Origin of the sequence: Longispora sp. NPDC051575 (assembly GCF_040681875.1) — a bacterium.
Taxonomy (GTDB): domain Bacteria; phylum Actinomycetota; class Actinomycetes; order Mycobacteriales; family Micromonosporaceae; genus Longispora.
Genome location: NZ_JBFAZP010000008.1, coordinates 313,358 through 327,852, shown reverse-complemented (window position 1 = coordinate 327,852; position 14,495 = coordinate 313,358). Strand labels below are relative to the sequence as shown.

Annotated in this window: 10 protein-coding genes and 1 pseudogene; 4 read left to right on the top strand and 7 right to left on the bottom strand. The window is 73.1% G+C overall.

What is annotated here, in order from left to right:
* Window positions 1-72 precede the first annotated feature (72 nt).
* A complete protein-coding gene (lysX, locus tag AB0M43_RS25605) occupies window positions 73-3,345 on the top strand; it encodes a bifunctional lysylphosphatidylglycerol synthetase/lysine--tRNA ligase LysX (protein WP_363728297.1) in 3,273 nt (1,090 codons plus the stop codon).
* Window positions 3,346-3,393: 48 nt separating this feature from the next.
* Here the strand turns inward: lysX and AB0M43_RS25600 are convergent, their stop codons facing one another.
* A complete protein-coding gene (locus AB0M43_RS25600; protein WP_363728296.1) occupies window positions 3,394-3,780 on the bottom strand; it encodes a hypothetical protein in 387 nt (128 codons plus the stop codon).
* A gap of 41 nt (window positions 3,781-3,821) precedes the next feature.
* Window positions 3,822-5,324, bottom strand: a complete 1,503-nt coding sequence (locus AB0M43_RS25595; protein ID WP_363728295.1) for an alpha/beta fold hydrolase — start codon at window positions 5,322-5,324, stop codon at window positions 3,822-3,824.
* 47 nt (window positions 5,325-5,371) lie between these two features.
* On the opposite strand from AB0M43_RS25595, the gene glpK reads away from it, so the two are divergent.
* Window positions 5,372-6,967 carry a glycerol kinase GlpK gene (gene glpK, locus AB0M43_RS25590; protein ID WP_363728294.1) on the top strand — a complete coding sequence of 532 codons (1,596 nt, stop codon included), beginning with the start codon at window positions 5,372-5,374 and terminating at the stop codon, window positions 6,965-6,967.
* Here glpK and AB0M43_RS25585 read toward each other — a convergent pair.
* Window positions 6,964-7,563: pseudogene (locus AB0M43_RS25585) on the bottom strand (GNAT family protein). The gene glpK and the pseudogene AB0M43_RS25585 sit on opposite strands and share 4 nt — an antisense overlap.
* A gap of 94 nt (window positions 7,564-7,657) precedes the next feature.
* Here AB0M43_RS25585 and AB0M43_RS25580 point away from each other — a divergent pair.
* Entirely contained in the window at window positions 7,658-8,260 is a 603-nt protein-coding gene (locus tag AB0M43_RS25580; protein WP_363728293.1) for a helix-turn-helix domain-containing protein, read from the top strand.
* Between the two features lie 308 nt (window positions 8,261-8,568).
* Here the strand turns inward: AB0M43_RS25580 and AB0M43_RS25575 are convergent, their stop codons facing one another.
* The 4 genes from AB0M43_RS25575 to AB0M43_RS25560 all read right to left on the bottom strand — a co-directional run bounded on the left by AB0M43_RS25575 (window position 8,569) and on the right by AB0M43_RS25560 (window position 13,336).
* Window positions 8,569-10,242, bottom strand: a complete 1,674-nt coding sequence (locus tag AB0M43_RS25575) for a trypsin-like peptidase domain-containing protein (protein ID WP_363728292.1) — start codon at window positions 10,240-10,242, stop codon at window positions 8,569-8,571.
* A 92-nt stretch (window positions 10,243-10,334) separates the two neighbouring features.
* On the bottom strand, window positions 10,335-11,771 hold the full coding sequence (locus AB0M43_RS25570; RefSeq protein WP_363728291.1) for a HAMP domain-containing sensor histidine kinase: 1,437 nt from the start codon (window positions 11,769-11,771) through the stop codon (window positions 10,335-10,337).
* The gene (locus AB0M43_RS25565; protein WP_363728290.1) at window positions 11,764-12,456 is read right to left on the bottom strand and encodes a response regulator transcription factor; all 693 of its coding nucleotides are present in this window, start codon (window positions 12,454-12,456) and stop codon (window positions 11,764-11,766) included. Before AB0M43_RS25565 ends, AB0M43_RS25570 begins: the two co-directional genes overlap by 8 nt.
* A 7-nt stretch (window positions 12,457-12,463) precedes the next feature.
* A complete protein-coding gene (locus tag AB0M43_RS25560; RefSeq protein WP_363728289.1) occupies window positions 12,464-13,336 on the bottom strand; it encodes a helix-turn-helix transcriptional regulator in 873 nt (290 codons plus the stop codon).
* A 103-nt stretch (window positions 13,337-13,439) separates the two neighbouring features.
* Between AB0M43_RS25560 and AB0M43_RS25555 the strand changes: the two genes are divergently transcribed.
* Window positions 13,440-14,435, top strand: a complete 996-nt coding sequence (locus tag AB0M43_RS25555) for an aldo/keto reductase (protein ID WP_363728288.1) — start codon at window positions 13,440-13,442, stop codon at window positions 14,433-14,435.
* Window positions 14,436-14,495: the final 60 nt, after the last annotated feature.

Below are 14,495 nucleotides of genomic sequence, written 5' to 3'. Positions count from 1 at the left end.
GCTCGGGGACGGGCGGCCCAGTACGTTGGACGATGACCAGACTTCACCTGACCCTTACTTTTCGGGGGGATTGTGGCAACCCAGGCCGAGGAGAATCGCTCCGGCTGGACCCGCAGTGTGCCAAGCGTGTTCGCGACCATACTCACCGTGCTCGCGGTGCTCTGCGCGCTCATGGCGCTCAGCCTGGTCCTCCGCGAACGGGTGTACGGCGTCCGGCAGACGATCGAACGCGTCTTCGTGCCCGCGCCGCCCAACCTGGCGTACGCGCTGTTCATCGGCGTGCTCGCCGCGGCGGTGTCCCGGCGTAAGCGGGTCGCGTACTGGCTGCTGCTCGGCTACTTCGCGCTCCAGATCGTGCTGGACGCGTTCCTCGGCGCGCTGATGCTGTACTACCGGTACCAGGAGCCGTCCGACGTCGGCCCGGTCCCGACGTACCTGCCGTACGCGACGGCCGTCAACGCCCTGCTCGCCACGGTCGCCGTCCTCGTGCTGACCCGGGCCAAGCACCAGTTCTACGCGAGCGTGCAGACCGCCAGCCTGCGCAAGGCCATCGTGGTCTTCGGCGCGCTCGCGGTCCTGTTCACCGGCGCCGGCTACGCGCTGGTCACGGCCTTCCCCGGCACCCTGGAGGGCGGCCGGTACCGGTTCAGCTGGACCATGGAGAAGGTGTTCGGCGGGGCGGTCAAACTCGACATCGCCCGGACCGGCGGCGCGCCCGGCTGGGTCAACTTCACCGTCGGCCTGTTCGGCGCGGTCGCGCTGTTCGCGGCCCTGTTCACCCTGTTCCGCTCGCAACGGGCCGGCGCGGTGCTGCCCGCCGAGGACGAACGCCGGCTCCGCCAGCTCCTCGCCGAGCACGGCGAGCGCGACTCCCTCGGCTACTTCGCCACCCGGCGCGACAAGGTCGCCGTGTTCTCGCCCAGCGGCAAGGCGGCGGTCACCTACCGCGTGGTCGCCGGGGTGTCCCTGGCCAGCGCCGACCCGATCGGGGACCCCGAGGCGTGGGGGCACGCGATCGAGGAGTGGTTGAAGGAGGCGCAGGCGCACGCGTGGACCACGGCCGTGATGGGGGCGAGCGAGGAGGGCGCGACCGCGTACAAGCGGGCCGGGCTGCGGGTGCTGGAGCTCGGCGACGAGGCGATCCTGTACGCGTCCCGGTTCAGCCTGGACGGCCGGGACATGCGGGTCGTCCGGCAGGCCGTGAACCGGGTGGAACGCGCCGGGCACACCGCCCGGATCCGCCGGCACGCCGACATCTCCGCCGAGGAGATGGTCCGGATCGTCACCCTGGCCGCGCAGTGGCGGGACACGGAGACCGAACGCGGGTTCTCGATGGCGCTCGGCCGGCTGGGCGACCCGGCCGACAACCGGTGCGTACTCGTCGAGTGCCTGGACGCCGAGGGCAACGAGACGGCCCTGCTGTCGCTGAGCCCGTGGGGCGCGCGCGGCCTGTCCCTGGACCTGATGCGCCGGGACCGGGGGGCCGACAACGGGCTGATGGAGTTCATGGTGGCCTCGCTGATGGCGGCCTGCCCGGGGCTCGGCGTGGACCGGGTGTCGCTGAACTTCGCGATGTTCCGTTCCGTGTTCGACGAGGGCGGCCGGATCGGCGCGGGCCCGGTGCTGCTGCTGTGGCGCAAGACCCTGCTGTTCTTCTCCCGGTGGTACCAGCTGGAATCGCTGTACCGGTCCAACGCCAAGTACCACCCGGAGTGGTTGCCGCGGTTCGTGTGCTTCGCCGAGCGCCGCGAACTGATCCGGATCTCGATCGCGTTCGGCATCGCCGAGGGCTTCGTGACCGTGCCGAGCCTGCCGCAGCTGTTCAACCGGGGACGGCGCGACGTCACCGCCGAGCGCGACGTGCACGACGTGGCCCCGCTCGCGGCGGCCCCCGCCCTGAATGGTCCCGTGTACGGCGAGCAGACCCTGGTCCGGATCGCGAAGCTGGAGCGGCTGCGCGGGGAGGGCCGGGAGCCGTACCCGCTGGGATATGACCGGACCGCGACCTGCGCCGACGTGGTGACCAGGTTCTCGGGCCTGGCCCCCGACACCGCGACCGGCGACCGGGTCTCCCTCGCCGGCCGGGTGCTGCTGCTCCGCGACCACGGCGGGGTGTGCTTCGCCCGGCTGCGGGACTGGACCGGCGACGTGCAGCTGCTGCTCACCGGTTCGGCGATCGGCTCCTGGGGCGCCGACATCGACCTCGGCGACCACGTCGGGGTCACCGGCGAGATCGTCACCTCCCGGCGCGGTGAGCTGTCCGTGCGGGTCGAGGACTGGACCCTGACCGCCAAGTGCCTGCGCCCGTTGCCCGACAAGCGGCACGGGCTGGGCGGCGAGGCGGCGGTCCGGCAGCGTTACCTGGACCTGGCGGTCAACCCCGAGACCCGCGCGGTCCTCACCGCCCGGAGCGCGGCCGTGCACAGCCTGCGGACCACGCTGATCGGCCAGGGCTACCTGGAGGTCGAGACGCCCATGTTGCAGACGGTGCACGGCGGGGCCAACGCCCGGCCGTTCCGGACGCACATGAACGCCTACGACATGGACCTGTACCTGCGGATCGCCCCCGAGCTCTACCTCAAGCGGCTCGCGGTCGGCGGCGTGGAGAAGGTGTTCGAGCTGGGGCGCACGTTCCGCAACGAGGGCGTGTCCTACAAGCACAACCCCGAGTTCACGATGCTGGAGGCGTACCAGGCCTACGCCGACTACACCACCATGCGGGTACTCGCCCAGGACCTGATCCAGAACGCCTGCCGCGCCGCGAACGGCTCCCTCGTCGTGGGCGGCCACGACCTGGGCGGGGACTGGCCGGTCGTCCCGGTCAACGCGGCGATCTCGCGCGCCCTGGGCGAGGAGGTCACCGCCGACACCGAGATCCCGGCGCTGCGCAAACTGTGCCAGGCCGCGCGGGTGCCGCTGAATCCGCAGTGGAACCGGGGCCAGATCGTGCTGGAGATGTACGAGCGGCTCGTCGAGGAGCCCACCACCGCCCCGACGTTCTACACGGACTTCCCGACCGAGGTGTCGCCGCTGACCCGGCCGCACCGCGACGACCCCCGGCTCGCCGAGCGCTGGGACCTGGTGGCGTACGGCACGGAGCTGGGCACGGCGTACTCCGAACTGGTCGACCCGATCGAGCAGCGCCGGCGGCTGACGGAACAGTCGCTGCTGGCCGCCGGGGGCGATCCGGAGGCGATGGAGCTGGACGAGGACTTCCTGACCGCGCTGGAGTACGCGATGCCGCCCACGGGGGGTCTGGGGCTCGGGGTGGACCGGCTGGTGATGCTGCTGACCGGGAAGTCGATCCGGGAGACGTTGGCGTTTCCGCTGGTGCGGACGAGGTAGGGCCCGGACTCGGCTCCCCGGCCCGGCCCGCTCACAGGCCCGGTCGGCTCACAGGCCGTTCGTCAGCACCAGGACCGTGCCGTCGACCGAGATCGCGTACCGCTCGGACGGGGTGGCGGTGTCGGCGCGCTCCGCCAGGCCCTCCACCCGGACCGACCGACCGTCCGTCGCCCGCCCCGTGCACACCGTGTGGACGGTGCGCCAGTCGTCGGGGCTGGTGGTGACGCAGCGCAGGCGCTTCGTGAGGTGCACCCCCTGGTCGGCCAGTGCCCGGCCCGCGCCGAGGGCGACGGCGTTGCGGTAGGAGCCCTCGGCGATGGTGGTCGCGGGATCGGTGCAGCCGGCCAGCAGCAGCGGCAGCACGAGCAGCGGCCACCAGAGCCTCCCGGGCGCGCGTCCGGTGCCCGCCCGGCCGGGACCTCCCGTTCCGGGCACGGGGCGCCTGGCGGTGCCCCCCGGGCCGCGCGCGGGGCCCCTCACGGCGCCTCCCCGGCCCCGGAGACCTCGCGGACCGCCGCGACGACCACCTCCGGCCGGTCGACCTGGAACATGTGCCGCGCGTCGGCCAGTACCTCCTGCCGCCCGCCGAGCAGCGCCGCGAGGGCCGCGTGCCGCTCCCGCCACTCGACGGCCTCGTGGCCGGACACGTCGCCGAGCGCGGTCAGCACGACCACCGGCACGGGCGGGAACCCGGTCGTCGCGCGTAGTGCGAGCAGCTCGGCGGCCATGTCCCGGTAGCCGAGGAGTTCCTTGACGGCGGTGCCGAGCACCCGGGCCGAGCCGAACACCTCGCGGACCTGCCCGGGGCTGCCCGGCGCGATCCCGGCGGCGGTCTGGGCCCGGACCGCGCGGTTGCGGAACCACGGGCCGAGCGCCGGGGCCGGGCCGGCGGCGAGCAGGCTGGCCACGGGCGGAACGGCCCGCAGCGGCCACGACAACCAGCCGGGCCGGCGGCTCATCTCCGGTTCACAGCTCGGGTCGACCAGGACCAGACCGAGAACCTTCTCCGGGTACCAGCGGGCGAAGGCCTCCGCGTGGAACCCGCCCAGCGAGTGCGCGACGACCACGGCCGGCCCGGGGCACACCGCCGCGATCCGGTCGGCCTCGGCGCGCAGGGTCGACGGCCCCGGTTCGGGCACGCTCCGCCCGAGGCCGGGCCGGTCGAACCGGACCACCCGGGTGTCGAGCCGCCCGGCCACGGCGTCCCAGTCGAACCAGGCCTCCCCCAGACCGCTGACCAGCACGACCGTCGGCTCCCCGGTGCCCTCGTCGACGACGTGCAGGGCGGTACCCGTCTCGTGGTGGGGTGTGATCCTCTGCTCCTTCGGTCGGGTCCGGTCGGGGCGGGGCCGGGCCAGGAGGATCGCGCCGAGGGCCACCAGCCACACCGACACCACCCCGACCTGGACCCGCTGGGCTACCCCCATCCAGTCGCCGACCAGCATCGCGACCAGCGACAACGCGACGGCGAGCAGCTCGACGGCGGCCAGGGCCCAGATCCACCGCCGCCGCCACGCCAGCGCCATGGCCAGCATGCTCACGCACGCGCCGGTCACCGCGAGGCTGCTCGTGGTCGCGTGCAGCTCGTGGGCGAGGGAGACGTGCCCGGAGCGTTCGAGCAGCGCGCACGTCGCGTCGCTGTACGGCGAGCAGTCCAGGGTGAGGACCGAGTCGGCGACCGTGCCCGCGCCGAACAGGCCCAGGCCGAGCCAGCCGGCCACCGCCCACAGGTTCCACACGCCGGACCGGGCCACGGCGACCAGGAGGACGGCGAGGACGACGAGTACCCCGGTGGCGCAGTCGCCGAAGAGGAAGAGGGCGCGGTGCGGCTGGTCCGTGGCCGCGTACGAGCTGACGTAGCCCGACCGCGCGTCCACCCCCGGATTCACCCAGAACCCGAGCACCCACGCCGCGTACGTGCACCCCGCGACCACCAGCGCCCAGCCGGCGAGCCGTCCCGGACCCCCGTCAGTCGCCACGCGTCCCATTCTCACCGCCCACGTACGCGTTGGGTTAGATTTCGGCCATGCGTTTCGTCGCCGCGATCGACCAGGGCACGACCAGCTCCCGGTGCATCCTCTTCGACCGGTCCGGCCGGGTGGTGGCCGTCGACCAGCGGGAGATCACCCAGCACTACCCCCGGGCCGGCTGGGTCGAGCACTCGGCCACCGAGATCTGGGAGTCGGTGCGGGCCGTCGTGGCCGGGGCGCTCTCCCAGGTGGACGGCGAGATCGTGGCGCTCGGCATCACCAACCAGCGCGAGACGACGGTGGTGTGGGACGCCGCGACCGGCGAGCCGCTGCACAACGCCCTGGTCTGGCAGGACACCCGCACGGACGCGCTGATCAGGGAACTGGCGGCGGCCCCGCCCGGGCCGTCGACGCGGACCTGGGGCCCGACCGCGCCCGGCGCCGGATCCGCGCCCGACAGCCCGCCGCCCGGACCCGCCGGGCCGGGGACCGGTCACGGAGCGGCCCCGCGCCCGGCCGGCGGGCTCGACCGGTTCCGGGACCGGTGCGGCCTCCCGCTGGCCACCTACTTCGCCGGCCCCAAGATGCGCTGGCTCCTCGACCACCTCGACCTGCGCGAACGGGCCGCCGCCGGAGAGGTGCTGTTCGGCACGATCGACTCGTGGCTGCTCTGGAAACTCACCGGGCGGCACATCACCGACGTCACCAACGCCAGCCGCACCATGCTGATGAACCTGACCACCCTCGACTGGGACCCGCTGCTCCTCGACGCGATCGGCGTGCCCCGGGCGGCGCTGCCGGAGATCGTGCCGTCCTCGGCCGTGTACGGGCCGGTCACCGGGCTGCCCGAGCTCGCCGGGGTGCCGGTGGCCGCCGCGCTCGGCGACCAGCAGGCCGCGCTGTTCGGCCAGACCTGCTTCTCCCCCGGCGAGGGCAAGAACACCTACGGCACGGGCAGCTTCCTGCTGCTCAACACGGGTACCACCCCGGTGCACTCCTGGCGGGGCCTGCTCACCACCGTGGCGTGCCAGCTCGACGGCCAGCCGGCCACGTACGCCCTCGAGGGGTCCATCGCGATCACCGGCGCGCTCGTCCAGTGGCTGCGCGACAACCTGGAACTCATCTCCTCCGCCGACGAGATCGAACCGCTGGCCGCGAGCGTCCCGGACACCGGCGGCGCGTACTTCGTGCCCGCCTTCTCCGGCCTGTACGCCCCGCACTGGCGGCTCGACGCGCGCGGCGTGATCGCGGGCCTGACCCGGTTCGTGACGAAGGCGCACCTGGCCCGCGCCGCGCTGGAGGCCACCGCCTGGCAGACCCGCGAGGTCGCCGACGCGATGATCAGCGACGCCGGGGTGGCGTTCACCGAGCTGCGGGTCGACGGCGGCATGACCGCGAACTCGCTGATGATGCAGCTCCAGGCGGACATCCTCGGGGTACCGGTCGTGCGGCCCACGGTGCCGGAGACCACGGCCCTGGGGGCGGCGTACGCGGCCGGGCTGGCGGTCGGCTTCTGGTCCTCGCTGGACGAGCTGCGCGCCAATTGGAAGGCCGACGCGCGCTGGGAGCCCGGGCTGGCGGTGGAGGAGCGGGAGGCCCGGTACGCCCAGTGGCGCAAGGCCGTCTCGAAGACGTTGAACTGGGTGGACTAGGGGGTCAGGGTCGGGCGGGGATCGGTCGCCAGGACCGCGTACTGCACGGAATCCCGCCAGACCCCGCGGATGAGTACGTAGTCCCGGAGGCTGCCCTCCTGCCGCATGCCGATCTTCTCCAGCACCCGCCGGGACGCGAGGTTCCCCGGCGCGGTGCCCGCCTCGATCCGGTGCAGGTCGAGCTGGTCGAAGCCGAACTCCAGCAGGAGGGCGGCGGCTTCCGTGGCGTATCCGTTGCCCTACCGGTCCGGGTGCACGATGTAGCCGATCTCGCCGCACCGGTGCCGGGCCTGCGCCCTGGTCACCTCAAGGCCGCCCGTGCCGACGATCTGGCCGTCGAGCGTCAGGACCAGGCTGTAGCTCGTCCGTTCCGGGGCCCACACCCTGGCGAGCAGGGCCGCCCGCACCGCCTCGGCACTGGGTGGGTTGCCCTCCGGCAGGTTCTCGGCGACCCGCGGGTGGGTGATCAACGCGAAGAGAGCGTCGGCGTCGACGGCGAGCAGCTCGCGCCACCGGAGTCTGGGCCCGCCCAGCTCGATCGGACACCTCGGGCCCGGGTCCACCCGCGCCGTACAGGCAGCGGCTTCGTCGCGCATCGAGCCTCCAGGGCCGGCAGTGTTCACCAGAACGCCATCATTAACGCCTGCGTGAATGATGGCATCCGAGTGAACACCTGGCAAGATGGCCGCCATGAACGGAACGCCCGTCCCAGTCCGGACCGTGCACGACGCGGAGACCCTCAAGGTGCTCTCCGACCCGCTCCGCCTGGCGATCCTGCGGACCCTGGGGACCGGTGCCGGGTCTGAGCCACCCGTCATGTCGGTCAAGGAACTGGCCAGGGAACTGGCCGAGCCGCAGACCAAGCTCTACCGGCACGTCAAGCAGCTTGAGGCGTGCGGGCTGATCCAGGTCGCCGAGAGCCGGCTCGTCAACGGCATCCTGGAACAGCGCTACCGCACCGGCCAGCTCACCCTGCGCCTGGACCCCGGACTCATGGCCGGCCACGCGGGGGCGACCGCCTCGGCCGGGATGGTCGGCGCGAGCTTCGACGAGTTCCGCGACGGGTACCTGGCCGCCATCAGCACCGGTCGGGTCAGCTTCACCGGGGAACAACCGGCGGAACCGGACCACCTGCGACCCCTCGTGTTCACCATGGCCGAGACGATTCCTTCGGCTCAGGCGGCGGAGTTCCGGGAGCGGCTGGCCGCACTCGTGAAGGAGTTCTCGCTGGTCGAGCAGGAGGGCGAGGGCATACCGGTGCGCTTCTTCACCGCGTTCTACAGCCCGCGCTGACCGGCCAACGGGAAGCCAGGGCCGCATCGACGGCCGCATATCATCTGGATGGGCGGTTTCGTCGCTGTCGACCTTTTCTTGGCCGGTGGTCTGGGTGCGCAACGACTGGCGCGTCCAGCCGGGTACGACCCGGCGCGGGCACCGGACGCGGAGCCAGCCGAAAGGTGCGGGCGCCGGCTCCTCGTACCCATCAAAAAGCGCTGAAGCCTGTCTCCTGGTCGCCCCTCAACGACCAGGGGACAGGCCCCAGCTTCCTCGTGTGCGACCCGAAGCCCCTCAACCCCGGCCCGCACACCCCCTCACCGTGTTCAGCCTGTGGGGCTCTCGCCCACCGTGACCGTGACCGTGACGTTCTTGCCGTCGCGGACCACCGTCAGCGTGAGCTTGTCGCCCGGTTTGCCCGACTGGATCGCGGAGACCAGCTCGTCGCTGTTCTTCACCGACTTGCCGTTCACCCCCGTGACCAGGTCGCCCTTGACCAGACCGGCCTGGGCGGCCGGGCTGTTGGCCTCGGTGCTGTCCACGACAGCGCCGGCCTGGGTGGTGCTGTTGACGACGCGGACGCCGATGTACGGGTGTCCGACCTTGCCGCCCTTCATCAACTGTTCGACGACGCTCTTCACCTTGTTACTCGGAATCGCGAATCCGACACCGATGTTGCCCTTGGAGCCGGAGCCGCCGGTGGCGATGGCCGTGTTGATGCCGATCAGCCGGCCGGCCGCGTCGGTGAGCGCGCCGCCGGAGTTGCCGGGGTTGATGGCCGCGTCGGTCTGGAGCAGGCCCGAGAGCCGCTTGCCCTGGCCCTGCGACTCGTTGTCGCCGCCCTCGTCGATCGTGCGGTTCCGGGCGCTCAGGATGCCCTTGGTGACGGTGCCGTCGAGGCCGAGCGGGTTGCCGATCGCCAAGACGTCGTCGCCGACCTTGATGTCGCCGCTGTCGGCGAACGTGATCGGCTGGAGGCCGTCGACCCCGGTGATCTTCAGGACGGCGAGGTCGTTGGTGGGGTCGGCGCCGACCAGGGTCGCGGGGACGGTCTTGCCGTCGGACAGGGTGACCGTGATCTGGCCCCGGGCGCCCTCGATGACGTGGTTGTTCGTGACGATGTAGCCGTCCTTGTTGAACACGACGCCCGAGCCCTCGCCGGTGCCGGTCTTGACGCCGACGACGCTCTTCTGGGCCTGCTCGGCCACATCGGCGAGCGTGCCGCCGTTGGTGACGGCCCGGCCGTTGGAGGTGGACACGACGGTGGAGCCGTTGCTGTCGCCGAGCGCGAAGCCCACCAGGCCGCCGACCGTGCCGGCGCTGACCGAGAGGACCAGGGCCGCGGCGGTGCCGATCAGGATCTTCGGCAGCGCGCCCATCTTCTTGCGCGGGGTCGGCTGGGGCTGGAAGGCCGGCATGGGGTGCCCGCCGGGGTAGTACGGCGGGCCGCCGGGGCCGGCGGGGCCGCCCATCGGGAGCGGGGCGCCGGGCTGGCCGGGGGCCGGCATGAAGACCGGGGGGTGGTGCGGGTGCGCCTGCGGCGGGACCGGACCGGTGGTCGGGAGCGCGGCGGTGACCTGGGTGCGGGCCGGGGTGTCGTAGCCGGGGGCGTCGTAGCCCAGGGTGGCGGGGGCGGCCGGGGCCGGGTGGCTGGCCACGGGCTGGATCTCGCCGACCAGGGCCGCCTGGTCCGGGCCGAGGTTGGTCTCCCGGGCGACCTCGACAGGGGCCTGGTAGGCACCCTGGTCGAGGTCACCCCGGAGCGCTGCGGAGCGCTCGGCCTGGGCCCTGACGGCGTCGGCGAGCTGCTCGGGGGTGACGGCCAGCGCCTCGGTGGGCGCGGCGGCCGGGACGGCCACGGTCGGCGCGGTGCCGGCGGCCGGGGTGGCCACGGTCGCGGACTCGACGGGCGGGGTCGCGGCGGGGGTGTCGGTGGGCGTCGACGGGGCCGGGTTCACCGTCGTCGACTGCGGGTCGCGGTTGGTCTCGTCGTTGCTCATGGAAACCACTCTGCCTTCCGAAGCTTGAATCCCCCTGGGCCCCAGCTGAAAGTTTCCTGGGAGCGCTTTAAACCCTTTTCAGTGCTTTTGAGCTATTCGGTACTGTCGGGCGGGGCCAGCGGCAGCCGGACCCTGAACGTCGCGCCCTCCCCCGCCGCCGAGGACACCTCGACCGTGCCGCTGTGCGCGGCGACGATGGCCGCGACGATCGCCAGCCCCAGGCCGGTGCCCGTGCTCCCGCTCCGCCGGCTCCGGGCCGGGTCCGCGCGGTAGAACCGTTCGAAGACGCGTTCGCCCTGCTCCGGGGTGAGGCCGGGGCCACGGTCGGCGACCTCCACGACCGCCTGGCCGTCCGCCGTCGAGAGCCGGACCGCCACCGGGGAGCCGGCCGGGGTGTGGGTCAACGCGTTGGTCACCAGGTTGCCGATCACCTGGCGCAGCCGGGACTCGTCGCCGGTCACGACCACCGGGGACGCGGCCGGCGCCACCATCAGGAGGATCTCCCGGTCCGGGGCCTGCGCGCGGGCACCCTCGGCGGCGTCGGCCACCAGGACGTCGAGGTGCACGGGCTCCCGCGCCAGGGGCCGCTGCTGGTCGAGCCGGGCCAGGAGCAGCAGGTCCTCGACGAGCAGGCCCATCCGGGCGGCCTCGTCCTCGATCCGCTTGACGACCTGGACGGGCTCGCCGGCACCCTGGCGGTACAGCTCCGCGAAGCCCCGGATCGTGGTCAGCGGGGTGCGCAGCTCGTGCGAGGCGTCGGCCACGAACCGGCGCATCCGGTCCTCCGAGCGCAGCGCCCGGTGCTCCGAGGCCGCCCGGGCCGCGAAGGCCGTCTCGATCTGGGCGAGCATGCCGTTCAGGGCGCGGCCGAGGCGGCCGATCTCGGTGCCCGGGTCGCGTTCGGGCACCCGCTGGCTGAGGTCGCCGCCGGCGATGGCCCCGGCGGTGCGCTCGATCTCGACGAGCGGGCGCAGGCTCCGGCGGACCACGGTGACGCCGATCAGGGCGACGAGCATCAGCACCGCCGTACCGACGAACAGGTCCAGCCAGATCAGCCGGGCGACCGCGTTGTCCAGGTCGGACAGGGTCGAGGCGATCACGACCCGCTGACCGGGGTCCGGGCCGGACACGACGACGACCCGCCAGCGGCTGCCGTAGCCGTCGACGATGAAGTAGTCCTGCCGGGCCAGGTCGGCGGCGGTGAGCCGGGGGCCCTCGTCGACGTCCAGGTCACTCGGGTACTCGGCGAGCACGTTGCCCTCCGGCCCGCGCAGCTGCACGACGAACGGGTTCGGCACCGAGAACGACGACTGGACCCCGCTCGGCGGGTCGAAGCCCAGCTTCGTCGCCCCGCGCCGGACCTGGGTGTCGATCGGGTCCGCGACGGACTTGAGCTGGGTGTCGACCCGGTCGAGGAGGTAGCCGCGCAGGGCCGTCACGGTGGCGACGCCCATCACGAGCAGCGCCGCGGCGACCAGGCCGAGGACGGCGGCGACGAGCTTGACGCGCAGCGGGACGCGCTCAAGCATCGGAGGTCCGCAGCACGTACCCCACGCCGCGGATCGTGTGCAGGATCCGGGGCTCCGTCGTGTCGATCTTGCGGCGCAGGTAGGACATGTACGACTCGACGATGTTGTCCTCGCCGCGGAAGTCGTAGTTCCACACGTGTTCGAGGATCTGCCGCTTGGACAGCACCCGACCAGAGTTGATCATGAGGTACCGCAGGAGCTTGAACTCCGTCGGGGACAGCGAGACGCGCTGGCCCGCCCGGTACACCTCGTGGGTCTCCTCGTCGAGTTCCAGGTCACCGAAGCTCAGCCGGCCGGTCGGACCCGCGCCCTGGGTCCGGCGCAGCACGGCGCGGATCCGGGCGGTGAGCTCCTCCAGGCTGAACGGCTTCGTCACGTAGTCGTCGCCGCCGAGGGTCAGGCCGCGGATCTTGTCGTCGGTGTTGTCCCGCGCGGTCAGGAACACCACCGGCACCCGGCGGCCGTCGGCGCGCATCCGCCGGATGACCTCGAAGCCGTCGTAGTCGGGGAGCATCACGTCGAGGACCACCAGGTCGGGGCGGTGCTCGCCGGCCGTGGTGATCGCGTCGGCCCCGCTCATGGCGGTGGCCACGTCGAAGCCCGCGTACCGCAGGCTGGCGGACAGCAGCTCGACGATGTTCGGGTCGTCCTCGACGACGAGCAGGCGGGCCTCCGGCGTGGTCATACACCCATCATTCCGGGCGCGGCTCGACCCCGGCTGAGAACAGGCTGAGAGTTTCCTGAGAGCCACCCAGGTCCTGGGTACCGACCACCCGGAGCAGTTCCAACTTCTGCGCGGCGTCCGTCCCCGGCCGGGGGCTGTACAGCAGCAGGGTCTGGTCGTGCTCCGGGGTGAGCAGTTCCTCGCAGTCCAGCTCGATCCGGCCGACGGTGGGGTGCAGCACCGTCTTCGTGTCGGCCCGGCGCACCGCGACCTCGTGCGCGTCCCAGAGGGCCCGGAACTCGTCGCTGACCGCCAGCAGCCGGGCCACCAGGTCGGTCACCTCCGGGGACCGCCGCCGGCCCGCCGTGGCCCGCAGGTGCGCCACGTGCGCCCGGGCGTGGTGCGCGCGCTCCTCCACCGGGAACAGCTCCCGGGTCTCCGGGCGCGCGAACCACTCCCAGATGATGTTGCGGCCCAGGGTGCCCCGGAACAGGGCCGAGGCCAGCGGGTTCTGGGCCAGGATCCCGCCCAGGTCGGACAGCACCTGGGCCGGGGTGTCGGTCAGCCGGTCCAGCAGCTTGAGCAGCGCCGGCCTCACGTGCCCGGTCGGGTGGTTCGGGACCGGCGGCGGCTGGTCGGCCAGGTGGTACAGGTGGTCGCGCTCGTCGGACGTGAGCCGCAGCGCCCGGGCCAGCGCGTTCAGCAACTGGGTCGACGGGTGCGGGCCCCGGCCCTGTTCGAGCCGGATGTAGTAGTCGGCGGACATGCCGGCGAGCTGGGCGACCTCCTCCCGGCGCAGCCCCGGGGTCCGGCGGCGCGCCCCGGCGGGCAGCCCGACGTCGGCCGGGGTGATCCGGGCCCGGCGGGCGCGCAGGAAGTGGGCGAACTCGACGCGGTCCATGGCTCCCAGCATGCCCCAGCCCCGTGGGCCCAGCCTGGGATCGTCGGTCCCAGGCTCCACGGGTCTCTCCCGCCCCCGCCCCGGCCGCCGCAGGCTGGGTGCCATGAACACGCGAACCCTGGGCACCACCGGCCCGACCGTCTCCGCCCTCGGCCTCGGCACGATGGGCATGTCCGACCTGTACGGGCCGTCCGACCGGGCCGAGAGCGTCGCCACCGTGCACGCCGCCCTCGACGCCGGGATCACCCTGCTCGACACCGGCGACTTCTACGGCATGGGCCACAACGAGCTGCTGGTCCGCGAGGCGCTGGCCACCCGCGACCGCGACCGGGTCACCCTGAGCGTGAAGTTCGGCGCGCTGCGCGGACCCGACGGGGCGTTCCTCGGCTACGACGGCCGGCCGGCGGCGGTGAAGAACTTCGCCACCTACAGCCTGCGGCGGCTCGGGGTCGACCACCTCGACGTGTACCGGCTGTCCCGGGTCGACCCGGACGTTCCGATCGAGGACACGGTGGGCGCGATCAAGGACCTGATCGACGCGGGGTACGTGCGGCACGTCGGCCTGTCCGAGGCCGGCCCCGACACGATCCGGCGCGCGCACGCCGTGCACCCGGTGACCGACCTGCAGATCGAGTACTCGCTGATCTCGCGGGGGATCGAGGAGAGGATCCTGCCGGTGATCCGGGAGCTGGGCATCGCCGTCACCGCGTACGGGGTGCTGTCCCGGGGCCTGATCAGCGGGCACTGGACCCCCGACCGGTCGCTGGCCGCCAACGACTTCCGGGGCCACAGCCCCCGGTTCAGCGGGTCGAACCTGGAGACCAACCTGCGGCTCGTGGAGACGCTGCGGACGGTGGCCGCCGCGAAGGGCGTGTCCGTGGCGCAGCTGGCCATCGGGTGGGTGCTCGCCCGGGGCGCGGACATCGTGCCGCTGGTCGGGGCCCGGACCCGGGTCCGGTTGGCCGAGGCGCTCGGGGCGCTGGACGTGGTGCTGGACGCCGGGGACCTGGCCGCGATCGAGGCGGCGGTGCCGGCGGGGGCGGCGGCCGGGGACCGGTATGCGGCGCCGATGATGGCGCATCTGGACAGCGAGCGGTAGGTGGCGGGGCTGGAGGGCCGCCCACGGCCTGCCGGGCCTGCCATGGCACCCACGGGCCCG